Here is a 25,332-nt window from a genome sequence, read left to right on the forward strand (position 1 = left end):
ATGGACTTCCGCCAACTGGCCTTTCTGGCCAGTCAGCCTTCTGCTGCCGTAAAAAACCGTGAACACTTCTGGGGCATGCCCAAACGCGGCCTGGCGTTCCTGCTGGCCAACGTCATGTTCTGGCAGCCGATGTGGGCGCAGGCAGACGGTATTGTGGTCAGCGCGCCCGGCACCACGCTCGACCGGGCGGGCAACGGCGTGCCGATCATCAACATTGCCACGCCCAACGGCGCAGGGCTGTCGCACAACCAGTTCCACGATTACAACGTCGACGCCCAAGGCCTGATCCTCAACAACGCGACCAGTCGAACTCAGCTGACGCAGATGGGCGGGATCATTCTCGGTAACCCGAATCTGCGCGCAGCAGCTGCGCAAACCATCCTCAACGAAGTCAACGGTGGCAGTCCGAGCCAGTTACGCGGGTATACCGAAGTGGCGGGGCAGTCAGCGCGGGTGATCGTCGCCAACCCGTACGGCATCAGCTGTAACGGTTGCGGCTTCATCAATACACCACGCGTCACCCTCACCACCGGTAAACCGGTACTCGATGGCGCGGGTCGGCTGGATCGTTTCCAGGTCGATCAGGGCAGCGTTTCCATCGATGGCAAAGGTCTGGACGCCAGCGCTGTCGACAGCTTCGAAATCATCACCCGCAGTGCGCAGATCAACGCGCAGATTCACGCCAAACGCCTGAACATCACCACCGGTCGCAACGATGTAAACGCCGAAACGCTCAACGCCACCGCGCGTGCCGATGACGGCAGCGCCAAGCCGCAGCTGGCGATCGACTCTTCGGCACTCGGCGGGATGTACGCCGGGGCAATCAAACTGGTCGGGACCGAGGCCGGTGTCGGCGTAAAACTGGCAGGCGAACTGGCGGCGAGCGCAGGCGATATCCAGATCGACGCCAATGGCCAACTGACGCTGGCCAAAGTCACGGCCAGCAATGCGGTCGACATCAAAGCCAAGGGTCTCGAAGCCCAGCAGTCCGTTTACGCGGGCACGCAACTGGCGGTGCAAACCGCACAGGATCTGGTCAACCAGCAAAGCCTTGCCGCCAGGGACAGCGTTCGCCTGACCAGTGGCGGCAAACTGGTCAATTCCGGCGTGATCGAGGCCGGGGTGAATGCGGACAACAGCCGCAACAGCAATGGCGATCTCACCCTCAACAGCGGCACCGTGAGCAACCGTGGCAGTGTGTTGGCCAGTCGTTCGTTGAGCGCCAGTGCCGCCGGCGGATTCGATAACCAGAACGGTATCGTCCAGGCCAAAAATGTCGCGCTGAGCGCCACTCGCCTGGTCAACCAAGGTACTGACGCACGGATCTACGGCGAAACCAGTCTTGCTTTCAACGTCCCGGCCATCGTCAACCTCAGCGGCTTGATCCGCTTCGCCGATGGCCAGGCGGCAACGCTCTCCGTTGATAATCTGGACAACCGCAAAGGCCGGATTGAAATCGCCGGCGGTAGTTTGAAACTCAATGCGCGGGCGCTGCACAACGACGACGGCAAGATCATCGCCGGACGTCTGGATATCGATACCCGACAACTCAATAACGCTGGCGGCCTGATTGCTGCAAGCCAAAGCGACACCAAAGTCGTTGCCCTCGAGCGTCTGGACAACGGCAAAGGCAAGATCCAGGCAAAGACCGACCTCGTCGTATCGGGTGCGGAGCTGCTCAATCAGGGCGGTACGTTGGCCGCCGATTCGATTCGGATCACCGGCACTCGGCTGGACAACAGCAGCAAGGGTGTCATCAGTGCCGAAAACGGCAATGTTGATCTGACGCTGGATCAGGATCTCGACAACCACGACGGCAAGGTGCAGGCATCGAAGCATTTGAACGTCGCGGCCCAGCGCATCGACAACCGCAATGCCAGCCTGACCGGTAAAACACTTGGGCTCACCAGTCGCGGCAAACTCGACAATACCCAAGGCACGATTTCATCCGATGACAGCGTGCTGGCCAGCGAAGACCTGGACAACACTCAGGGCCTGATTCAGGGCAACACGACCCTGAACCTGACCGCACGCGATCTGGACAACACCAACGGCCAACTGCTCGGCGGTGTTGTCGATGCGACGCTGGACAATCTCACCAGCAATGACAAAGGCACTATCAGCGCCGAAGCCGGCAAGCTCACACTGGTCGTCAACAAGCACCTGAACAATGCCTTGGGTCGACTGCAAGCCAGCCAGGGTGATGTAGATATTCACGCCGACAGTGTCGACAACCGCAAAGGCGTGGTGGCTGCGCAACAATTGCTGTTGGTCGCTCGCAATGGCCACATCGACAACCGTGGCGGGCGGGTGATCGGCGATCGCCTTGACCTGCAAGCCGCCAGCCTCGACAACGGCGAGGGCGGTCTGTTGGCGGCGGGTGTTGACGGCGCTCGGCTGATTCTCAAGCAAACCGTTGCCGGTCAGTCGCAACTGCTTAATCAAAAGGGCCGGATCCAGAGCGACGCTGACCTGTACATCGAAAGCGACACGGTCGACAACCGTGCCGGTGTCCTGCTGGGCAAAACCATTGAAGTCAACGCGATTGAACTGAACAACAGCGACAAGGGCGGCATCGTCGGCACGGGCGGTGACATTACGCTGAAAATCGCCGGGGTCTTCAAAAACGTCACGGGCGTGGTCGACGCCGCCGAGCAACACCTGCTGCTCGAACAACTGGTCGAACTCGACAATCGCGGCGGCACATTGCGCGGCCAGCGTCTGGACATCACCAGTACGTCCATCGACAACCGTGACGCGGGCCAGATCATTGCGGGCAGCGATGGTCTGAAAATCGTCGGCAGCACCGTGCTGAATCAGCAGGGCGCGATTCTCGCCAATGGCAGCCACGCAGAACTCGCGCTGGGCACCGGAAACCTGCAGAACCAGGGTGGCACGCTGCAGGCCGACACCCTCGACATCACCAGCGCCGACCTCGACAACAGCGCAGTCAATGGCAAGGCCGGTTTGATCTCCAGCCTGCTGGGTGATTTGAAGTTGACGGTGACACGTCTGACCAACCGCGCCGGCAAGATCTTCGGCAAAGACCAGGTCGTTTTCGATGGCACCAGCCTGGACAACACGGGCGGCGAGATCAGCGGCAATCGACTGGGCCTTGAAGCGGTCAGCCAGATTCTCAATCAGGGCGGCCTGATCGAGTCGGCGACGGACCTGAAACTGATCGGCGGCCAACTGAACAACAGCGCTGGCGGGCAGATTCGCGCACTGGGCGGCGCCTCCAGCCAGATCAAACTGACTGGCAACCTGAACAACCAGAACGGCGTCATCGAGATCGGCAGCCACGATCTGGAACTTGCCGGTGCCCAGCTCAACAACCTCAGCGGCAATGTTCGTCACGCCGCTCAAGGGCTGTTCGATCTGGACCTGAGCAACCTGACCGGCTCTCAAGGCAGCCTCACCGGCCTGGGCAAAGGCGTTTGGGATATCGCTTCGGTCAATGGCGTGGGCACCTGGCAACTGAATGGTGGCCTGACCTACACCAGCACGCAGGGGTTGACCCTCAACGCCGGGGATCGTATCGCCAGTGCCTCGTCGCTCAAACTGAATGTCGCAAGCCTGGAAAACGCCGGCGAACTGGCCAGCGACGGTGACCTTACGCTGAGCCTGGGTGGCAACCTGATCAACAGCGGACGGGTGTCCGCCAAACAGAAACTGGTTATCGGCGCCAACGACCTGATTCAGCGGGATGGCCGTCTGGTCAGCGGTGGCGACACCGAGCTGACACTGCGCGGCACGCTCGACAACCTGGGTCGACTGATTGCCAACCAGAACCTCACGGTTTCCGCTGCCCGAATCGACAACAAAGGCACGCTGGGCGCACAAGGCAATCTTCTGTTCAATGCCACCAACGGCATCAGCAACGGCCCTGACACGCTGCTGTTCAGCGGCGGCACGATGGAGCTGCACGGCAACAGCCTGAGCAACTTCTATGGCGATATCTACAGCCGCGGCAAGCTGACATTCGACGCTGTGGGCGGTGGCCGGGCCTCATCCTTCAGCAACCTGTCGGGCACCATTGAAGGTGAAGGTGACATCGACATCAACGCCGTTTCGTTTGAAAACGCCAAGGCCGAATTCGAGATGACCTCGGGGCAGTCGTCCGGCAGCCTGAGCTGGGTGTGTGGTCAGCATTGCGGCGGCGGTGACGGCTGGAAGCGCGGCACTATCACCATCACCACCGATTTCAACGACCAGGTCTTGAAGGACTCTCGCGCAGCACGGTTTGTCGCTGGCAAGAACCTCACCATTCATGCCAATAACGTCGAGAACCGCTACAGCCTGCTGGCCGCGAACGGCGATCTGACCGTGTCTGCCGACAGTCTGCTGAATCAGGGGGCCGTGTCGCGCTCGGGTCATCGGGTGGTGAAGATCGGTACTCCCGGGCACATCGACAACAGCCTCTGGGACAAGATGGAATTCATCGACATCCCGGCCTTCAACGCGGCGGTCGCCGCTGGCAACTTCGACGAGGAGCGCTTCAACGAACTGGTCAGCCGCTCCAGCGACTCACGCTTTTCGCAGATGAGTGACGTCACCACTTGGGATGAAAACGGCAACAACGTCTATTCGGCGGTGCTCCAGGCCGGTGGCAAAGTCAAACTGGACGTCGCTCACAGCATCCAGAACGGCACGCTCTACGACAACACCTACGATCAACTGACCGGCAAGCTCTCCAGCGATCAGACGACTTCGGTCGGCGGCATCAACATCAACCTGGGCAAGCACAGCACTGACGCCAGCGCCCAGGCGCCGAAAGACGTCACCCGGATCGAGCGCGTGGACGCCGATGGCGTGAAGCAGATCAGCTTTGTGCCTGTCGACTTCAAAGGCGTGCCGTTTGCCGCTGTGGATCCGACGGCGTCCTCGACATTCCGTCTGCCGAAAGGCCCGTACGGCATGTTCGTGCAGAGCTCGAACCCGCAGAGCCGTTACCTGATCGAAACCAACCCGGAGCTGACCCAATCCGCGCCGTTCATGAGTTCCGATTACCTGCTGGGCAAACTCGACTTCAGCGCCGATGAAGCGGCGCGCCGACTCGGCGATGGCCGCTACGAGACGCGACTGATCAGCGACGCAGTGATGGCCCAGACCGGTCAGCGCTTCCTCGCTGGTGGCCTGAACAACGATTACGAGCAGTTCCGTTATCTGATGGATAACGCGCTCGCCAGCAAGAATGAGCTGAACCTGTCGGTAGGCGTGAGCCTGACGTCCGAGCAGGTGGCGGCATTGACCCACGACATCGTCTGGATGGAAGAACGCGTTGTCGACGGTCAGAAAGTGCTGGTGCCGGTGCTCTATCTGGCCCAGGCCGAGTCACGCAACGTGCGTGGCGGCAGTCTGATTCAAGGTCGCGACCTGGAACTGATGGCGGGGAATGATCTGGTCAACGTCGGCACGTTGCAGGCGACCAAGGATCTGTCTGTCGACGTCAAAGGCAGTCTTTATCAGGGCGGGCTGGTCGAAGCCAACGAGCGCATCACGCTCATGGCCTCCGACAGCATTCGCAACGCATTGGCCGGCGAGATTCGCGGCAATCAGGTCAGCCTCACCAGCCTCAAGGGCGACATCGTCAACGATCGCACCGCCGTCGCCGTACGTGACGGCAACGGTATGCGCACCCTGGTGGACGACGGTGGCAACATCAGCGCACGCGACACGCTGACCATCAAGTCGGGCCGCGACCTCGTCAACTCGTCGTCCATCAGCAGCGGCGGCGACGCCACCCTGAGCGCCACTCGCGACATCAACCTGTTGGCGACGCGCAACGAAAGTGAACTGCACGAGTCGTTCGATGGCGGCCATCGCTCGGTCATCACCACCACCGTGGAAAACCTCGGCTCCAGCGTGAAAAGCGGCGGCAACCTGAAGCTCGACGCCGGCCGCGACCTCAATGTCGTGGCCAGCACCGCCGAGGCCAAGGGCAACCTGACCGCCGACGCCAAACGCGACATCTACCTGTCCTCGGCGGGCGACGAACACAACCTCGAAACCCACAGCAAGGACGGCAAGAAACGCGTTCACGAAGAAGACAACCACACTGTCCAGAAGGCTGCCGAGTTCATTGCCGGTGGCGATGTCAAGACCAACTCCGGTCGCGATACGACGCTGGTTGCAAGCAAGATCAGCGCAGGCAATGAAGCCTATGTCTACGCGGGTAATGACCTGAATCTGCTGGCCGCGCAGAACAAGGACTACACCCTCTATGACATGAAGGAGAAGGGCGGCTTCGGCAACCTGAAACTACAGCGCGACGAAGTCACCCAGATCACCCACGTCGGCACCGAGATCAAGACCGGCGGCAATCTCTCGCTGGTCAGCAAGGGCGACCAGACCTATCAGGTGGCGAAGCTCGACAGCGGCAAGGACATCATCCTCGACAGTGGCGGCTCCATCACCTTTGAAGGGGTGAAGGATCTGCATGACGAGAGCCACACCAAAACCAACAACAACGCCGCGTGGGTATCCGCCAAAGGCCGCGGCAATACCGACGAAACCCTGCGCCAGACCCAGATGATTGCCAAGGGCAACATCGTGCTGAAGGCGGTTGATGGGCTGAAGATTGATATCAAGGATGTGAACCAGGAGTCGGTCAGCCAGACCATCGACACCATGGTCAAGGCCGATCCGCAGTTGGCGTGGCTGAAGGATGCTGAAGCGCGGGGGGATGTTGATTGGCGGCGAGTGAAGGAGATTCACGAGTCGTTCAAATACAGCAACTCGGGTCTTGGTCCGGCCTCGCAGATGATCATTGCAATCATCATGGCAGCCTTTGTCGGCCCCGCTGCGTTTACCGCACTGAGTGCGAGTATGGGGACAGCCTGGGCTGCTGGCCTTGCCGCAGTCGCGGCGGGAGCAGCTACGAATGCAACAACCAGCTTCATCAACAATGGCGGAAATCTCGGGGCTGTTTTTGCGGACGTCACTTCACCCGATGCATTGAAGGGCTACGTCATTTCCGGCGTGACAGCCGGATTGATGTCTGAGTACCTGACTAAGTTGACGGGTTTGAAATACGAACCTAACACCGGAAAGTTGCTTGGGCCGTCATTGGCGACATGGGAAGGCGTCGGCAGATTCGCGGGAAGCCAGATAATTCAAGGCGGTACCTCCGCGCTGATCACCAAGGCAGTGGGAGGCGATGCAAGCGTCGCTGACGTGTTGAAAACCGCCCTTTTCAATACGGTAGCGGCGTTCAGTTTCAACCTGGTAGGGGATCTTACCCAAGGCGTTGTTGGTGATGGTTCCGCCAGCAAAGTCATCATTCACGCGGCAGTGGGCGGGTTATTGTCCGAAATGACTGGCGGGGATTTCGCGACAGGCGCATTGGCGGCTGGTGCGAACGAAGCGCTTGTTGTTGAGATGAACAAGTGGTTCAAGGGTAATCCTGAATTATTGCTGATGGGGTCGCAGATTGTTGGGGTGTTGTCGGCTACTGCGCTGGGCAATACGGACCAAGAGTCATTGGAGGTCGCGTCTTGGATTACGAACAACGCGACTCAGTACAACTTCCTGAATCACCAGCAGGTCGACGACCTCGTCAAGGACCTCAAGGGGTGTAGGACCGCTCAAGATCCAGCTGCCTGCCGACAAAAGGTGAAAGATGAATATGCCAAATTAAGCGCAAAAACCAGCGGTAATGAATTGTTCAAGTGCGAGGGATTCGCCGAGTGCAATGGCCAAACGACCGCTGCTGAAGGTGGGACGCTGGCGCTGGAGGACTATGACGCTAACGGAGCTTTAAATGCCGAAGAGCGTGGGATCGTCCAGGATTTCCAGGATTCAAACCACACAGACGAACTGAATTCTGCCCACAAAACGATGTTGGGTGATCATGCGGAAATTGCTGGGACGGTGCTCACAGCAGGTTTGGGTACTGCAGCAAATGCCGTTGGTCGGACCGAGACAGCCTTAGTAGGTGAGGCTGCGGGAACCAGTGTTGTTAGTCGGACCGAGACCACCTTGGTAGGTGAGACTGCAGGTACTGGCGTTATAGGCCGGACTGAGACTCACCTGCCAGGTGTAGTTGCCGATACAAAAACTGTTGCCACGCCTGGGGTGACATCGTCAGGAGGAGCAGCAGGTACTGGCACTATAGGGCGACCGAATACAACGTTCCAAAGTGATGCCGCAGACTCAGGCAATCAGTTCTTTGCCCCGATAACAAAGCTTCTCGATGACGCTCGAAGTCAGCTGGATATTTTTATTGGGTCATTCACTGGTAAGTTTAAGCCCGCGACAGCCATTGGGGCTGTAGATCCTTGGACAGGGAAAGTTGTGGCTTCTTCGAATGGTCCGGTACCGGATATAATCGCACCAGAACTCAAGGCATATGCAGAGCGTTTGGGTGGTTTGGGTGTGAAAACAGCTTGCGGAAATACGTTGGGACGTTGCGCAGAGTTCAGAGCAGCAAACGAGTTGCTTCTGAATAATCCGCATCTAAAGCTTAAGGATATAAAGTTTACATCCGCAATCAGGCCTAGAACCGGTGAGGTAATTCCTCGTTGTCAAAACTGCATCAACATGTTCGGAGAAGAATGATGGAGATGGATCAGGAATTTTTGGAGCTCCATGATCTGGACTGGTTTGCGTCGAGCCTGGACGGAACGGTATTGCATTTCGCGACAGGTGGGCGCGGTTTTGTTCCGGATTTTGTAAGGCAATCAATTTCAGCCTACGAAGAAATATATGATTATATTTTTTCAATATCTGCTGGTTGTGGTGTTGAAATTGTTGAGAAAAATCTACCAGGGTTTAATAGCGATATAGAGCGCCAACGTTATTTGAAGTCTTTTTCTGAAATGGCCGGTAGAGGGGTCTTTAGCTATGATGTTTTTAATGATGGAGGATATAAGCTGATCGCTAAGCCGGTCGCTCCTTTAAAGTTGTCGGATCTTCCAGATCAAGTGAGGCATTGTATTTTTCAATCCTCGATGCATGCTCTTAGCATGGTTTTACCGTTGGATATTGAGCTCAAACGGGAAAAGCAAGAAGACTAGTCATTAGCCAAAGGAAAAGTGGACAGGTTTATTCGATTAATAAATCTGTCCACTTTTTTGCGGTTTCATGCTTTTAGCATTTGATGGGAATGCATATGTCACTCTCGGAAACTGCAAAATTTTTAATGGGAATTTTGGAGAAGTAAAAAGAAGTAAAAAGGGACAGATTTATTTGATTTAATAAATTCATCCCCTTTTTGTAATGTTAAACCCGTCGATAAATAGGTGATTGGGATGGACCCAAAAGTATACGAGTTGCTTAACGGTATTCCGGAGGAGGCAGATTATGCGGTGAGTGCAGGGGATCTTGATCCAGAAGACATACCACTAAACCGAATTGAAGCTGTGAAGGAATTGCTTCTAGATACAGTCGGTGATGACGAGCGATTTTTTGCAGCGAAACTACTGACCAGTTGGGGAATTCATGAAGGTCTGGTTGCTCTTGAAAGAAGTATGGAGAGCCCGGAGAGTTTGGAAGGTACATACAGTCATCGGCTGCGTGGATATGACGATACGTATTGCCAGATACTAATGGCTGTGACTAGATATTTTGCCAATGTGGCTGATAGGGGAGATACAGACTTGGCGCGAGCGCAGGTTTTTTCTCCCTTGACGAAAATTATTGAATTGTCGAATAGCAAACCCTTTGAGATAGGGAAAATTTTTGATTTTGTCGTTAATGAAAAATATCTTGAATATTTGCATTATATAAGGAATCACCTTTCCTTGATAATCGATCATCCAGATATTCATCGCTGGAAAATCTATGATGCTATTGAGTGCTTGTTGAAGCTGGATTCGAAGTTTGTTATGTCTCTCCTGAAAGAAAAAAATAAGACGGTTGAAGATTTCAGACCGTCAGTGGCACGTTGAATGAAGATCGGCAGTCGACGCGGTCTAAGTTAAAGGGGGGCAAGGAATACACTGATCAATGCTTTTATGCATTACGGAATGCATCTGCAATTGTAAAGCAGAAGGTTTAATAATGGATCCGAGAATCTATGAATTGCTCAATGGTATTCCAGAAAATGCAGACTATGCCGCAGAAGCAGGAGATCTGGATGTTGAGGATATTCCACAGGATAGACTCGACTCTGTGAAAGAGCTACTTCGTGAATCGAATGATGAATTAGTACGATTTTATGCTGCAAAGCTGTTAACGAGCTGGGGCGCTCGTGAAGGCCTGGTTGCCTTAGAAGAATTTATGAGTAAACCTGAAGTTTTTGAACGGCTATATGTTCACCGGTTACATGGTTATGATGATACCTATCGCCATATATTAATGGCGGTGACAATGTACTTTGCAAATGTCGCTGATAAAGAAGGGAAAGAAGTCGCAAGGGTACAGGTTTGCGATCTTCTTTTGAAGATTGTTGCGTTGGCCGGAGTGAGGCCTTTCGAGATTTCCGAAATGCTTCGCTTTGTTAGGCGTGAAAACTATATAGAATACTTGGCGCCACTAAAGCAGTATCTTTTGTCGATAATTGATCATCCAGAGGTGCATCGTTGGAAAATTTATGATGCTCTGGAGTTTTTTATGACTTTCGATTCGGAGTTTGTCGTGTCTTTATTGAAAAGTAAAAATATGTCTATTGATGATTTTAGCCCCCCCCCCCTGAGTCAAAGCTGATGGCGGTCTAGCTTGGGAGGGGGGATTCTATTTAATAAATATGCTCCCCTTGTTTTGAAAACCTTTTGTTTCATGCTTTTAGCATTTGATGGGAATGCATATGTCACCCTCGGAAACTGCAAAATTTTTAATGGAAATTTTGGAGGGAAAACTGCCAAGCACGGTATTAAATAGGGTGCTAGAGGCTGATCCCGGTATGGATAAGTATGAATTAGCTAATGTTTTCCTGACGAGATTTGATCGCTTGGACAGTAAGGTTCTGCCTGCGATATGGCATTGGAAAAGCGTCAGATCAATTAGAGGAATGTCTGACGAACAATTTGATGTGACCGTGCTTGCTCTGATGAGGTCCGCGGGTTATAGGGTTTGAAAGGAAAGATGAAAAGGGGCGGTTCTTTTCTTCATCATTATTGGGAACGAGACCCCAGGCACGATCCTGCTAATGGAGCGGTTGATGTGTAAACCCCCAAATTCCGTAGTTGCAGCGCTTTCCAAATATCGCCACGGTGTAGGTGTTGCCTTGTTGGCGGCGGCACTCATAAATGGTTATTTTCAGTTCAATGGCAGCTGGGGACGTTTTTTCACTGTGCTCGCGGTTCAACTGTGGTTTGCACAGGGTGTCTATTGCTACTTCTGCGGTGCAAGTATTTCAATTGCCCCAGGTGGATTGGGAAGAGATGCAGATCCCGAGTGGCGTGCGGCTTTGGCGGCCTTTGCCTTCTTTCTATACGCCGTATTTTTCTTTCTGGATTACCAGTATTAGCGACTGATCCGGCAGAGTCATCGTTGCCTCCATCCCTGAGCTGAACCGCATACGAAAACGCCCCGAACATCTCGGGGCGTTTTCGTATGCCGGGTAGCAGGTCTATCTGAACGCCGGCACCACATGCTTGATAAACAGCTCCAGCGACTTCTTCTTCTCCGCATGCGGCAAGCTGTTGTCGCACCAGAAACTGAACTCATCCACCCCCAGTTCCTGGTAGTACTTGATCCGCGGAATGATCTCTTCCGGTGTGCCGATCATGGCGGTCTTGTGCAGGCTCTCCAGTTCAAACTCCGGACGCCCGGCAAACTTCTCTTCCGGGCTCGGTGCGAGGAAGCCGTTCACCGGCACTTCCTTGTTGCCGAACCAGGCGTCGAACGTGCGATAGAAACGTGAGATGGCTTTCGCGCCCACCTTCCAGCCTTCCGGGTCATCCGCCGAGTGCACGTGGGTATGACGCAGCACCATCAATTGTGGACGCGGCACATCGGGGTTGTTGTCCAGCGCGGTCTGGAATTTGTTCTTCAGGTCGAGGACTTCTTCGTCGCCTTTCATCAACGGCGTGACCATCACGTTGCAGCCGTTGGCCACGGCGAAGTTGTGCGAGTCCGGGTCGCGGGCGGCGATCCACATTGGTGGGTTCGGCTTCTGAATCGGTTTCGGCACGCTGGTGGAGGTAGGGAATTTCCAGATCTCGCCGTTGTGGGCGTAGTCGCCTTGCCACAGGGCGCGGACCACCGGGACCATTTCCCGTAGCGCCTGACCGCCGCTGGAGGCGGGCATGCCGCCGGCCATGCGGTCGAATTCCACCTGATAGGCGCCACGCGCCAGGCCCACTTCCATCCGGCCATTGCTGATCACGTCGAGCAGGGCGCATTCACCGGCGACCCGCAGCGGGTGCCAGAACGGCGCGATGATGGTGCCGGCGCCCAGGTGAATCGTGGTGGTTTTGGCCGCGAGGTAGGCCAGCAGCGGCATCGGGCTCGGCGAGATGGTGTATTCCATCGCGTGGTGTTCGCCGATCCACACGGTGCTGAAACCACCGGCCTCGGCCATCAACGTCAGTTCGGTCAGGTCTTCGAACAGTTGACGGTGGCTGACGCTTTCGTCCCAGCGTTCCATGTGTACGAACAGGGAAAATTTCATGACGCTACCTCGAATCTCTTGTGGTCGGCCGGTCGCTTGCCGGCCTGTTTAAGTGCAATGGTGCGGATCAGGCGAAGGCGGGCAGGGCGCCCATCTTGCCGTGGCAATACACCAGCGGGCCGGCGTCCTGCTGAGGGACGATGAGGTTTTTCACCGCGCCGACCATGATCGCGTGGTCGCCACCTTCGTATTCGCGCCACAGCTCACATTCGATGATAGCTGTCGCGTTGGCCAGGATCGGGTTGCCCAGTTCGCTCAGCGTCCACTCGATGCCTTGCGCCTTGTCCTTGCCTTTGCGGGCGAAGGCATAGGCTTCGCTCTGCTGACCGCCGGACAACACGTGAATGGCAAAGCGTTTGTTCTTGATCAGGACGGGGTAGGAATCGGAACTGTAGTTGGGGCAGAACAGCACCAGCGCCGGATCCATCGACAGCGAGCTGAAGGCGCTGGCGGTCAGGCCGACGATCTGGCCGTCGTCATCCAGCGTGGTGATGACGGTAACGCCGGACGGGAACGAGCCCATGACTTGTTTGTAGACGGCAGCATCGATCATTGGTCAATCCTCGAGTGCGGTGAAGCGTGTTTTTATGTGTTTATGGGTCTGATGGTATACCGTAATACATCGATTGCAAGCGCTTTTTTGGTGAAACGATAAACGTGGTGTATTCGTCGGAAACTCAACAGTTACGGGCCTTTCGTCTAGCCGTAAGGTCTTGATATCGGAGAGGATGCCGGATCAGTTAACGCCGCAAACAGCGGATCAGTCTTGTGAAAATGTTGGGATACCATAATATGGTGTTCATCTGAGGGGCGGCCACGAATCTCCCCCGGTTTGGCTTCATACAACGATAAGAACAGACCCAATCGAGTTCATTTTTATGTCCCAGATGTCCCGGCAAGATCCGTTGATCGAGAATCACACGGTCGACTACGTCCCACTCGCGGAACGCCACGGGAAGGCCCGCGACCTGTTCACCCTTTGGTTCAGCACCAACATTGCGCCACTGCCCATTGTCACCGGCGCCATGGTGGTTCAGGTATTTCATCTCGACTTGTTCTGGGGGCTGCTGGCGATTGCGCTGGGGCACATGATCGGCGGGGTGGTGATCGCCCTGGCGTCGGCGCAAGGCCCGCGCATGGGCATTCCGCAGATGGTCCAGAGTCGGGGTCAGTTCGGGCGTTACGGTGCGCTGTTGATCGTGTTCTTTGCGGCGATCATCTACATCGGCTTTTTCATTTCCAACATCGTGCTGGCCGGCAAATCCATCGTCGGCATTGCGCCGTCGGTGCCGGCGCCGTTGAGCATTCTGATCGGCGCCCTCAGCGCCACGGCCATTGGCGTGATTGGCTACAACTTCATCCACACGCTCAACCGCATCGGCACCTGGGTGATGGGCAGCGCGCTGCTGGCCGGGTTCATCTACATCTTTGCCCATGAGTTGCCAGCGGACTTCTTCACCCGTGGCAGTTTCAATCTTTCGGGATGGCTGGCGACGGTATCGCTGGGGATCATCTGGCAGATCAGCTTTTCGCCGTACGTCTCCGATTATTCCCGTTACCTGCCGGCGGACATCGGGATCAGCAAGCCATTTATCGCGACTTATCTGGGCGCCACGCTGGGCACGATTCTGTCGTTCACCTTCGGCGCGGTGGCGGTGTTGGCAACGCCGGAAGGCACCGAAGCGATGGCGGCGGTCAAGCAGTCGACCGGTTGGCTGGGGCCGATTCTGATGGTGCTGTTCCTGCTCAACATCATCAGCCACAACGCGCTGAATCTGTATGGCGCGGTGCTGTCGATCATTACCTCGATCCAGACCTTCGCCAGCCAATGGACGCCGAGCATCAAGGTACGGGTGATCTTGTCGAGTGTAGTGTTGGCGGGCTGTTGCGTGGTGGCGCTGGGTGCGTCGGCGGATTTCATTTCCGAGTTCATCGGTTTGATTCTGGCGCTGCTGCTGGTGTTGGTACCGTGGGCGTCGATCAACCTGATCGACTTCTACCTGATCAAGCGCGGCAGTTACGACATCGCCTCGATCTTCCGTGCCGACGGCGGCATTTATGGGCGCTTCAACCTGCACGCGATCATTGCCTACTTCGTCGGCATCATTGTGCAGCTGCCGTTCGCCAACACATCGTTGTATGTCGGGCCTTACGCCAATCTGGTGGAAGGCGCTGATTTATCGTGGCTGGTCGGCCTGATCGTGACGTGCCCGCTGTATTACTGCCTCGCGACCCGTGGCCAGACGCAGCAGAGCAGGGCGGCGCGGTTGGGTTTTACCGACTGACCGTTCGCTGGCTGTCCAAACAATGCCCGGCACATCGTCGGGCATTGTTGTTTCCGCATCCCGGCGGTCACGCAAATTGGCCGTTTCGATCCCCTTTTGGCCAACCGGCTACTGTGCTGCGGCTACGCTGTCAGCAAGAATCGAAGCCACAACAAGACGCTGCATCTTACTTGCCCTTGGCTGACCTGACAGCCGCTGCCGTGTACAGAACATAAAAACCATCGACTCACGCTGCATTCGGGGAAACACAACATGGTCACGATGAAACGCATTCTGGGCGCTACTGTTTTCGGGCTGACGCTGCTGGCCAGCGCCGTACAGGCCGAACAGCGCGAACTGCGGGTGTACAACTGGGCGGATTACATCCTGCCGTCGGTGCCCAAGGACTTCGCCGCCAAAAGCAACATCAAAGTGACCTGGGACACCTTCGACACCAACGAATCCCTCGAAGCCAAACTGCTGACCGGCAACTCCGGCTATGACCTGGTGGTGCCGTCGAACCAGTTCCTCGATACCCAGATCAAGGCCGGCGTGTTCCAGAAACTCGACAAGTCCAAGCTGCCTAACTGGAGTCACCAGGACCCGGCGCTGCTCAAGTTGCTCGACGCCAACGACCCGGGCAACCAGTACGGCGTGCCTTATATGGTCGGCACGGTGCTGATCGGCTTCAACCCGGCCAAGGTCAAGGCTGCCCTCGGCGAGAACGCGCCGGTGGACAGTTGGGACCTGGTGTTCAAACCGGAGAACTTGGAAAAGCTGAAATCCTGCGGCGTGGCGATGCTCGATTCGCCGTCGGAAATCCTGCCGCTGGCTCTGCACTACCTGGGCCTCGATCCGAACAGCCAGAACCCGGCCGACTATGAGAAAGCCAAGTACCTGATGCTCAAGGTTCGCCCTTACGTCACCTACTTCAACTCGGCCAAATACATGACCGACATCGCCAACGGCGACATCTGCGTAGCCATCGGTTACTCCGGCAGCTTCTACCAGTTCGGCAATCGGGCCAAAGAGGCGGGCAACGGCGTGGTGGTCGACTGGCGCTTGCCGAAGGAGGGCGCGCCGATCTGGTTCGACACCTTCGCTATTCCGAAGAGCGCGAAGAACGTTGAGGAGGCTCACGAGTTCCTTAACACCTTGCTCGATCCGAAAGTCATCGCGTCGATCAGCGACTTCCTCGGTTACCCGAATGCCAACAAGGATTCGCTGCCGCTGATCAACAAGGAAATCACCGGCAACCCGAACCTGACGCCGACCAGCGAAGCGCTGAAGAAGCTGTATGTGGTGCAACCGTTGCCGCAGAAACTGGAGCGGGTGCGGACCCGGGTGTGGACCAGCATCAAGTCGGATAAATAAGCTCTAAGCCGAGGGAGCGAATCCGTTCGCTCCCATCGGCGGTTATTTCGCCTGACTTTCTTCAGGCGATTTGTCCTTCGTCAGGATCAGACTCAGCACCACCGACGCCAGAATCAGCCCGCCGACAATCGCCAGCGACCACTCCACCGGCATGTGAAACCACGGCATCACCGTCATCTTCCCGCCGATGAATACCAACACTAGCGCCAGTCCGTACTTGAGCAGATGAAAGCGGTCGGCCATGTCCGCCAGCAAAAAATACAGCGCCCGCAGGCCCATGATCGCGAAAATGTTCGAAGTGAAAATAATGAACGGATCGGTCGTTACCGCGAAGATCGCCGGGATGCTGTCGACCGCGAACATCAGGTCGCTGGCCTCGATCAGCACCAGCACCAGAAACATCGGTGTGGCCCAGCGCACACCGTTCTGAAGCACAAAAAAGCGCTCGCCGTGAAAGCTGTTGGTGATCCGCATATGCTTACGCACCCAGCGCAAGAGCGGGTTGTTATCGAGGTCCGGTTGCTGCTCGGCGAACACCAGCATCTTGATCCCGGTGATGATCAGGAACACGCCGAACACATACAGCAGCCAGGTGAACTGCGACACCAGCCACACCCCGGCAAAAATCATCGCCGCGCGCATCACGATCGCCCCGAGCACGCCATACAGCAGCACCCGGCGCTGCAACTCCGGCGGCACGGCAAAGTAGCTGAAGATCATCACAAAGACGAACATGTTATCGATCGACAGCGACTGCTCGATCAGGTAGCCGGTGAGGAATTCCAGGGTCTTGACCTTGGCGATTTCGGGACCGAATTCGCCGTTCAGGTACCACCAGAGCAATCCGGCGAAGGCCATCGCCAGCATGCACCAGGCAAATACCCAGGATGAGGCTTCCCGTACCGAAACCCGATGCGCCTTGCGCCCACCGAGGACGAACAGGTCGACGGCCAGCATGGCGAGGACAAAAACGATGAAGGCGATCCACATCCAGGGTTCGCCGATGTTGATGGGGTGCATGCCGTTCTCCCTGTCTTTATGTTTTTCGGGGTAGACGGGGCCATGCTAGTAGGAGCCTTCCGGCAAAGAAAAATCGTTTATTTCGTGGGTATTGTTCGTGAATAACGAAGTGTCGGTCGACACGGGCAGAGCGCGGGTAATGCTTCATTCAGCACTTCTTTGCTAACCTCGCTGTCGAGTCAGTCCACCACTCCGGGAGCTACGATCATCGACACGCCAGATCCTCAAGCCGTCTGCAGCCCGATCACCAGCGCTGCCATATTCATCGTGGCGACCCTCAACGCCGAGGCAGAGGCCGCCGAAAAAGTCCGTGCCTGGTGCGCCGATATCGCGGGCCTGACGCGCTCGGTCGGCAAGCGCGTCCCCTCGGGAAACCTGTCCTGTGTCTGCGGATTTTCTTCCAGCGCCTGGGATCGTCTGTTCGGCAGTCCGCGACCGGCGTCCTTGCATGACTTTCGCGAATTCGGTGTGGAAGGGCGGCGCGCCGTTTCCACACCGGGCGATCTGTTGCTGCACATTCGCGCCGATCAGATGGACCTGTGTTTCGAACTGGCGACGCAATTGATGTCGGCGCTGGATGGCGCCGTGACGGTGACCGACGAGGTGCAGGGTTTCCGTTATTTCGACATGCGCAGCATCATCGGTTTCGTCGACGGCACGGAGAATCCGGTCGGCCGCAAAGCCGAGCATTTCACCCTCGTGGGCGATGAAGATCAGCCGTTCAGTGGTGGCAGTTATGTGCTGGTGCAGAAGTATCTGCACAACATGAAAGCGTGGAACGAGTTGCCGGTCGAGGCGCAGGAGCGGGTGATCGGGCGCACCAAACTGTCCGATATCGAGCTGGATGATTCGGTCAAACCGAGCAATTCCCACAGTGCGTTGACCACCATCACCAAGGACGGCGAAGAAGTGAAAATCCTGCGCGACAACATGCCGTTCGGCCGGCCCGGCGCGGGGGAGTTCGGCACTTATTTCATTGGCTACGCGCGTTCGCCGGAGCCGTTGGAGCAGATGCTGGAGAACATGTTTGTCGGCAAGCCGCCGGGCAACTACGACCGGTTGCTGGACTTCAGCACGGCGGTCACCGGCAGTCTGTTTTTCGTGCCTTCGGCGGATTTGCTGGAAGAGTTGGCAGAGCGATAAAAAAACGGCGGGATCAATCGATCCCGCCGTTTTGCATTTACTTGCCTGCCGCCAGCGCTGGCGTGCGTGGTGGCACCAGACGCCTGGAACCGGTCGCTTCGAACGCCGCCGCCAGGCGCAACAGTGTTGAATCGTCATAGGCGCGACCGGCAAACGTCAGCCCCACCGGCATGCCGATGTCAGCCATCACGCCCATCGGCACGGTGACGGTCGGCACGCCGAGGTGGCGGATTGCGAGGTTGCCGTTGGCGACCCAGATGCCGTTGCTCCAGGCGATATCCGCCGAGGCCGGGTTGACGTCGGCGTCCGCCGGGCCGACGTCGGCGTTGGTCGGGAACAGCACGGCGTCGAGGCCGAGGCGATCCATCCAGTCTTCGAGGTCGAGCTTGCGAGTCTTCTCCAGACCGCGCAGGCCGTCCGGCAGGGTCGGGATCTGATCCCACGGCGTGATGCCGCGTTCGGCCATGCGTACGTATTCGTCCATGCCGGCGGCGAGGTCGCCTTCACGGTTGGGGAGGGTGCCCGGGTCGTGGGGGAAGATTTTCGCCCCGTCGACGTCCGCCAGACGGTTGAGTTTCGGGTCGCCGTTGGCACGCAGGAAATCATCGAACGCCCAGGCCGAGAGGTCCCACAACTCATGGTGCATGAACTCTTTGGAAACGATGCCGCGATTGAACACGGTCGGCGCGCCCGGACGATCGCCTTCGCAATTGGAGACCAGCGGGAAATCCACTTCGATCACTTCGGCGCCGGCCGCTTCGAGGGCCTGACGTGCCTGTTTCCAGAGATCGATCACCGACGCGCGAGTGTTGATGCGCTGCCCGGTCGGGCCGCCGATGCCTGGTGCTTCGCTGGTGCCGGCCTCAGGGTCGGCGTTGATGTACATGCGCGGCACGCCCAGGCGTTTGCCGGCCAGTGCATCGCTGTTCACTGCCAGATCGAGATAGGAAGCCGGACGCACCGAGGCGACGCTCGGGATCGGCACCCACGGTTGCAGGCGCCACAGGTCGCCACGGGTGTCGGTGTCTTCGGCGACCACCACGTCGAGGACTTCCAGCAGATCGGCCATGGTGCGGGCGTACGGCACTACCACGTCCATGGTCGGCGTCAGCGGCCAGTTGCCGCGTACCGAGATCACGCCGCGCGACGGCGTGTAGGCGCACAGGCCATTGTTCGAAGCCGGGCCGCGACCGCTCGACCAGGTTTCTTCTGCCAGACCGAAGGCCGAGAAACTGGCAGCGGTGGCGGTGCCGGCACCGTTCGACGAGCCGGAAGCAAACGGTGCAGTCAGATAATCAGCGTTATACGGGCTTTCAGCCCGGCCATAGACGCCGCGCTGCATCCCGCCATTGGCCATTGGCGGCATGTTGGTCTTGCCCAGGCAGATAGCGCCGCCCGCGCGCAGGCGCTCGATGGTGAACGCATCGCGCTGGGCCACCAGATCAACGAAGGCCGGGCTGCCGGACGCGGCGGTCAGGCCTTTGACCAGATAGCTGTCTTTGGCGGTGTAGGGGATGCCGTCCAGTGGACCGAGGGTTTCGCCTTTGGCACGGCGGGCATCGGAGGCCTGCGCTTCTTTCAGCGCGTCGGGGTTGCGCACGATCACCGCATTCAGGGCCGTGGCGGTGTCCGGACCGTCATAGGCGTCGATGCGCGCCAGATAAGCCTGCACCAGTTCAACCGCCGTGGTCTGGCCGGATTCGAGCGCCGCGCGTAATTGGGCAATGGAAACTTCAGTGACTTCGATCATGCTGTTACCGCCGACAGGTTCGCTAAAGGGTGGTTGGTCATTGTTATCGTCGAAAGATGTCAAAGATTCTTGATGGGCGAAACTCTACCCTGAAATTGGCCCATTGGCATGCACAAAGTCGATAAATATCGGTTAATTTCATCGGAAAAACTCTCCCGGCGTCTCACCAAACTGTTGGCGAAACGCCGCGATAAAGGCCGACGTCGAGTCATAACCACACGCCAAAGCCACGTCGGTGACGCGTTCGCCACGCTCCAGCGGCGTCAGCGCACCCAACAGACGCAGGCGCTGACGCCAGGTGCGGAAGGTCAAGCCGGTGTCGCGCAGGAACAGCCGAGTCAGGGTTTTCTCGGTCACGCCGAATTTTTCGCTCCAGTGCGCCAGGGTGGTCTGCTGTTCCGGATGTTGCTCCAGACTCTGGTATATCTGGCGCAGGCGACTGTCCTGCGGCAATGGCAGCATCAGGTCGATGGGCGGGGCATCGGCCAGTTGATCGAGGATCACCTGGGCCAGGCGTCCGTGCGGGCCGCTCTGGTCATATTCGACAGGAATCTGACTGAACGCTCGAATCAGCTCACGCAAAAGATCGCTGACGCCGAGCACATGGCAACGCTCCGGCGCCCAGTCGGCAACACTGCAATCGATGTACAGGCTGCGCATTTCCGTGTGCGGTGAACTGAAGACCCGATGCGGCACCCCCGCCGGAATCCACACCGCACGCTCCGGTGGGGCAACGAAACGACCGACGGCAGTCTGCACTTCGAGCACGCCCTGGATCGCGTAGGACAACTGCACCCACGGATGACTGTGGCGGCGGGTGAGCGCACGATTGGGCAGCGATTCGGTGCGCCCGTACAGTGGACGCGGCAGGCTGGGCAGCCCGGGAATGCTGCGTCTGACGCTCTTGTCGTGTCCTTTTGGCGGCATCTGTGGGTTCTTCGGCGTTAGTCGGTAATTTCCAGTCACGTTAGAGTCGGTTCCACGTACTGGCAACCCCCGGATGAGCAAACCATGACGCGCCCACGATTTTTGCCCGACAACTTCACCCTGACCCTGATCGGCGTGGTGCTGCTGGCCAGCTTCCTGCCCGCCAGCGGCCAGGTCGCGGTCGGCTTCGGCTGGCTGACCAACATTGCCATCGCGCTGCTGTTTTTCCTGCACGGCGCCAAGCTGTCGCGGGAATCGATCATCGCCGGCGCCGGTCACTGGCGCCTGCATTTGTTGGTGTTCGGCCTGACCTTTGTCCTGTTCCCGCTACTGGGACTGGCGCTCAAGCCGCTGCTGTCGCCATTGATCGGCGATCAGCTGTACATGGGCATGCTTTACCTGTGTGCGCTGCCGGCCACGGTGCAGTCGGCGATTGCCTTCACTTCGCTGGCGCGGGGCAATATTCCGGCGGCGATCTGCAGCGCGGCGGCGTCCAGTCTGTTCGGGATTTTCCTGACACCGCTGCTGGTGACGCTGCTGCTGAACGTTCACGGTGACGGCGGTTCGACCCTCGACGCAATCGTGAAAATCAGCGTGCAATTGCTGCTGCCGTTCATCGCAGGTCAGATTGCCCGTCGCTGGATCGGCGCCTGGGTCGGTCGCAATAAAAACTGGCTGAGATTCGTCGATCAGGGCTCGATTCTGCTGGTGGTCTACGGCGCGTTCAGCGAAGCCGTGAACGAGGGCATCTGGCACCAGATTCCGGTGAGTGACCTGCTGGGGCTGGTGGTGGTCTGCTGCATTCTGCTGGCACTGGTGCTGTTGGCGTCCACGCTGCTGAGCAAGGCGTTCGGTTTCAGTCTGGAGGATCGCATCACCATCCTGTTCTGCGGCTCGAAGAAAAGCCTGGCCACCGGTGTGCCGATGGCGCAGGTATTGTTCGCTGGCAGCACCATCGGCGTACTGATTCTGCCGCTGATGCTGTTCCATCAGATTCAATTGATGGTTTGTGCGGTGCTGGCGCAACGCTATGCCAAGCGTTCGGAGCCGGTAACCGAGTTGATGGCACAGGTTGATCCATAGTCGTATTGCGGCGTTCAGGACGGACGCCGCAAATTCGTTAGTTATTTCAAGATAATCAACAAGTTGTATCTTGAGTCGAGGTTTATGCGCGGCTTAGAGCCTGAAATATGCTGAAAAAATTCCCTTCAAGGGGTTGTCACCCCACCCATGCGTGTTTAGGATCCAATCCTCGAAATCATTACAAGCCTGGACATGAAGTCCAGCCGCGCAGGGATATTATGGACAGTGAAATTCCCGACTCCTCATTTTCATGAATAATCGCTAGATAGCCGATTGTTCATCTTCCAGAAAGCCAAAAACATCTTGACGCCTGAAGGCGATTCAAGCGGTTGACTGTGTTTCCAACATTGGAAACGGACTTACGTCAGGGAATGTACGTATGAAGAAGATAGACAGGATAGTCATTGTCGGTTTCGGCAGTATTGCCCAGGCCTTGATGCCATTATTAGTTGCACGGTATGACGCCGAGATCGTTATTTTTGACAAGGAAGTCGACGTTGACCGGCAGCTGGTTGCTGATGAGTATTCGGCGTGCCTTATTAGAAAGATGATAACGCCGCGTAACTTCAAAGAAGTGCTCGGGCACTATTTGAGTGAACATGCTTTTCTGTTGAATCTGGCGGTTTCGGTTTCGAGTGAAGCCCTGATTGAGCTGGCTCAGAGTTTCCAGGCCCTGTATCTGGACACTTGCATAGAGCCCTGGGAGTACAGCGCAGAGCAGCATTCGAATCTCACGAGTAATTTCTCGTTGCGCGAAAGCCTCAAGGGGTTTTCCGCCAGTCGACCACCCGAAAGTGCGACGGCGATCGTGGCGCACGGCGCCAATCCCGGTTTCATTTCAGTGCTTTTGAAAAAGGCTCTGGTGCAAATGGCCGCCTTGAACGGTATCGCTTTTGAAGGCGGGAACCCTCAAGACTGGGCAATGCTGTCGCAACAACTGGGTATTCGGGTCATACAGGTATCCGAGCGCGACACGCAGTTCGCCAATGTTGAACGATCATCAGGGCATTTCATGTGCACCTGGTCCGTGGATGGCTTGATCACTGAATGTCTGCAGCCTGCGGAAATGGGCTGGGGCAGTCATGAGGCGCACGTGCCCGAAGGCGCAACGTTGAATCGCTATGCGCTGGCAATGAAAGAACAGGGGCGCGAGATCAGGGTCAAGAGCTGGTCGCCGAACTCTCTGGACTTTGCCGGCTACTTGCTGACCCACAACGAGTCGTTGTCGATTGCCGAGTATCTGACCCTGGGCGACGCTGCCAACCCGATTTACCGGCCGACGGTCTATTACGCCTACCACCCCTGTGATCAGGCCGTCGAGTCGATGGCTCTGTTGGCCAGTGGTGATGAAGAGCATGTTCTTTCCAAGGAAGTGCTCAAAGGGAACATCACCTCCGGTATCGACGAACTCGGCGTCTTTCTGATCAGCGATAGATACCAGTCCCTGTGGATGGGATCGAACCTGTCGATTGGCAAGGCAAGGAAAATGGCCAGACACAACAGCGCCACCAGCCTGCAAGTGGTGTCGAGCATCGTGGCGGGAATGGCATGGGCGCAGGCCCACCCCAAAGCGGGGGTGCTGGAAAGCGAAAGGCTGGATTGGGAGTTCATCTACGACATCGTCGAGCAGTATTGGCAACCCATCGTTTTCCAGCAGGTCGATTGGCGGCCGGTAGAGTCCGGTTCCCTGTCGTTCAAGGGCTTTATGGTGTGATCACACCCTCAAAATCAAGGATGAATGTATGTCGATGTCAATCGGATCGGTAACCCGCACCACACCAGAAGCCTCAGCTGTACTCTCCGGATTCAGGTTCCCGTCGGTAGAGCTGGCAGATTCGGAAAGACAGGAATGGAAAGAGATTTTCTTTGATTCCGTCATCACGGAATACGATGCCCGGCGTCTTTATTGGTACCTTGAGGCTAACTACCCGCAGGTGTTCGCAAGTTTGCAGGATGTACTCAACCCCTGGTTGAAGGATGAGATCGATCACGCCTACGGATTTGCCTTGATCTATGCCGCGTATACCAGCATTCCCTTTGACGAAGTGTCGTTGAGCGTCGAACTCCGGAAGCCGGATTTCAGCATTATCGAGTCAATAGCGGCTGATCCTTTAAAGCTGTTGGTGACACTGGCTTATGACGAAATCATCACCACCCATGTCTACCATCGAAGTATCGAAAGTTATGACCGTTTCGACTCGCAGCAACTATCTGCCTGGATACGAAAGACGAAGAAAGATGAAGTGACTCACTTTTTCTCATTTGTGAAAAAAGCCAGGGAGCTCTTTCCGCACCGAATGGATGAGATCCCGACGATACTCGATGAAATATTCGAGATCGATTTCGAGAAGCCGAGTTACACCGGAACTTTTGTCCTGGATCACAATGCTCCGGATTTCCCGATTGCCAAACATGAAATCAAGGACATGATCATTCCGGCGATCATCAAGAAGTTCAGCGAGTAATCACGTCAGGCTCAAGGAGGGTGTGGCATGGAAGCGGCGTTTTTGAAAAAACGTAATTGGAGTTCCAGAGCGATCTTTGAAGAGATCGATTCCAGTGGGTGGACCAACCCCGGCATCGATGCATCTTTCAAAGAGTTTTTCATGGCCGACCTCGTGTCCGAATACGACTCTGTCAATCTCTATAACTTTCTCTATCCGAGGCGAAAGGACTTCTCACCGTATTTCGTCCAGTACCTGGATTTCTGGTATGCCGATGAGCGCAATCATGCTGACGGTTTTTTTGAACTGAATCGGCTGATTTTCGGCACCGGGGAAGTGGAGCTGGTCGATGCCCTGAAGCGCCGGGTCGGGGATTTTTCAGGCCTGGAAGACATCCTGTCGAGCGAGTTCAATCTGCTGTTGCTGTTTGCTTACGATGAGTATGTCTCGGTCAAGACCTACAAGAAGGACACCTTTTATCAGGGTTTCGGTCATGCAGGATTCAACAACTGGATCAAGAACCTGATCGCCGATGAAGCCATCCATTTCGGCAATGCGGTGAAAATCCTCAAGACCTTCCATGCCGACAAACTGCATCAGGCCGAGAGCGTGTTGAACGCAATCGCGGGTTTTGAGGGTGAAGCTTACAAGAACACGTTTCTGTTTGATCACGACGGGCCGCACTTCCTGCTTGAAAGCGACGAGGTCGGTGGCGCCGTCATTGACGAAATTCTCTCCATATTGCGCAAGAGGTAGCTGTGAAAAAGGAAT

The 25,332-nt window shown here is 56.7% G+C and carries 17 protein-coding genes; 12 read left to right on the forward strand and 5 right to left on the reverse strand.

What is annotated here, in order from left to right; all coding sequences use genetic code 11:
* The 5 genes from CAF77_RS26910 to CAF77_RS29215 all read left to right on the forward strand — a co-directional run bounded on the left by CAF77_RS26910 (position 1) and on the right by CAF77_RS29215 (position 11,410).
* Positions 1–8,559 (forward strand): DUF637 domain-containing protein, encoded by an 8,559-nt coding sequence (locus tag CAF77_RS26910; protein ID WP_064380474.1) that lies wholly within the window; start codon positions 1–3, stop codon positions 8,557–8,559.
* Complete coding sequence (locus CAF77_RS26915; RefSeq protein ID WP_064380472.1) at positions 8,559–9,017, forward strand: hypothetical protein; 459 nt, start codon at positions 8,559–8,561, stop codon at positions 9,015–9,017. The genes CAF77_RS26910 and CAF77_RS26915 overlap by 1 nt, the downstream gene beginning before the upstream one ends.
* A 234-nt stretch (positions 9,018–9,251) precedes the next feature.
* On the forward strand, positions 9,252–9,890 hold the full coding sequence (locus CAF77_RS26920; RefSeq protein ID WP_064380470.1) for a hypothetical protein: 639 nt from the start codon (positions 9,252–9,254) through the stop codon (positions 9,888–9,890).
* 112 nt (positions 9,891–10,002) lie between these two features.
* On the forward strand, positions 10,003–10,647 hold the full coding sequence (locus CAF77_RS26925) for a hypothetical protein (protein WP_085655653.1): 645 nt from the start codon (positions 10,003–10,005) through the stop codon (positions 10,645–10,647).
* 454 nt (positions 10,648–11,101) lie between these two features.
* On the forward strand, positions 11,102–11,410 hold the full coding sequence (locus CAF77_RS29215; RefSeq protein ID WP_139831640.1) for a hypothetical protein: 309 nt from the start codon (positions 11,102–11,104) through the stop codon (positions 11,408–11,410).
* A gap of 102 nt (positions 11,411–11,512) precedes the next feature.
* On the opposite strand, the gene CAF77_RS26935 is transcribed toward CAF77_RS29215, so the two are convergent.
* Positions 11,513–12,556: an LLM class flavin-dependent oxidoreductase gene (locus tag CAF77_RS26935; protein WP_007950451.1), complete on the reverse strand. Its 1,044-nt coding sequence runs from the start codon at positions 12,554–12,556 to the stop codon at positions 11,513–11,515.
* Between the two features lie 67 nt (positions 12,557–12,623).
* Entirely contained in the window at positions 12,624–13,109 is a 486-nt protein-coding gene (locus CAF77_RS26940; RefSeq protein ID WP_007950450.1) for a flavin reductase family protein, read from the reverse strand.
* A gap of 325 nt (positions 13,110–13,434) precedes the next feature.
* On the opposite strand from CAF77_RS26940, the gene CAF77_RS26945 reads away from it, so the two are divergent.
* Both CAF77_RS26945 and CAF77_RS26950 read left to right on the forward strand, forming a co-directional pair.
* Positions 13,435–14,841, forward strand: a complete 1,407-nt coding sequence (locus CAF77_RS26945; RefSeq protein ID WP_085655654.1) for a cytosine permease — start codon at positions 13,435–13,437, stop codon at positions 14,839–14,841.
* 252 nt (positions 14,842–15,093) lie between these two features.
* Entirely contained in the window at positions 15,094–16,194 is a 1,101-nt protein-coding gene (locus CAF77_RS26950) for a polyamine ABC transporter substrate-binding protein (protein WP_085655655.1), read from the forward strand.
* A gap of 42 nt (positions 16,195–16,236) precedes the next feature.
* On the opposite strand, the gene CAF77_RS26955 is transcribed toward CAF77_RS26950, so the two are convergent.
* Positions 16,237–17,214, reverse strand: coding sequence for a TerC family protein (locus tag CAF77_RS26955; RefSeq protein WP_085655656.1), 978 nt, complete (start codon positions 17,212–17,214; stop codon positions 16,237–16,239).
* 159 nt (positions 17,215–17,373) lie between these two features.
* On the opposite strand from CAF77_RS26955, the gene CAF77_RS26960 reads away from it, so the two are divergent.
* Positions 17,374–18,357, forward strand: a complete 984-nt coding sequence (locus CAF77_RS26960; RefSeq protein ID WP_371915552.1) for a Dyp-type peroxidase — start codon at positions 17,374–17,376, stop codon at positions 18,355–18,357.
* Positions 18,358–18,394: 37 nt separating this feature from the next.
* Here CAF77_RS26960 and CAF77_RS26965 read toward each other — a convergent pair whose 3' ends face one another.
* Positions 18,395–20,107: an amidase gene (locus CAF77_RS26965; RefSeq protein WP_085655657.1), complete on the reverse strand. Its 1,713-nt coding sequence runs from the start codon at positions 20,105–20,107 to the stop codon at positions 18,395–18,397.
* Between the two features lie 138 nt (positions 20,108–20,245).
* The gene (locus CAF77_RS26970; protein ID WP_011334633.1) at positions 20,246–21,034 is read right to left on the reverse strand and encodes a helix-turn-helix domain-containing protein; all 789 of its coding nucleotides are present in this window, start codon (positions 21,032–21,034) and stop codon (positions 20,246–20,248) included.
* An 84-nt stretch (positions 21,035–21,118) separates the two neighbouring features.
* On the opposite strand from CAF77_RS26970, the gene CAF77_RS26975 reads away from it, so the two are divergent.
* The 4 genes from CAF77_RS26975 (at position 21,119) to CAF77_RS26990 (ending at position 25,317) form a co-directional block, all read left to right on the forward strand.
* On the forward strand, positions 21,119–22,117 hold the full coding sequence (locus CAF77_RS26975; protein ID WP_064380462.1) for a bile acid:sodium symporter family protein: 999 nt from the start codon (positions 21,119–21,121) through the stop codon (positions 22,115–22,117).
* A gap of 379 nt (positions 22,118–22,496) precedes the next feature.
* Positions 22,497–23,831 carry a saccharopine dehydrogenase C-terminal domain-containing protein gene (locus tag CAF77_RS26980; protein WP_085655658.1) on the forward strand — a complete coding sequence of 445 codons (1,335 nt, stop codon included), beginning with the start codon at positions 22,497–22,499 and terminating at the stop codon, positions 23,829–23,831.
* Positions 23,832–23,859: 28 nt separating this feature from the next.
* Complete coding sequence (locus tag CAF77_RS26985) at positions 23,860–24,582, forward strand: hypothetical protein (protein ID WP_064380457.1); 723 nt, start codon at positions 23,860–23,862, stop codon at positions 24,580–24,582.
* Positions 24,583–24,609: 27 nt separating this feature from the next.
* Positions 24,610–25,317 carry a hypothetical protein gene (locus CAF77_RS26990; RefSeq protein WP_223290688.1) on the forward strand — a complete coding sequence of 236 codons (708 nt, stop codon included), beginning with the start codon at positions 24,610–24,612 and terminating at the stop codon, positions 25,315–25,317.
* The last annotated feature ends 15 nt before the right edge of the window (positions 25,318–25,332 follow it).

It is taken from the genome of Pseudomonas sp. R15(2017) (assembly GCF_002112685.1).
GTDB classification, from domain to species: Bacteria; Pseudomonadota; Gammaproteobacteria; order Pseudomonadales; family Pseudomonadaceae; genus Aquipseudomonas; species Aquipseudomonas glycinae.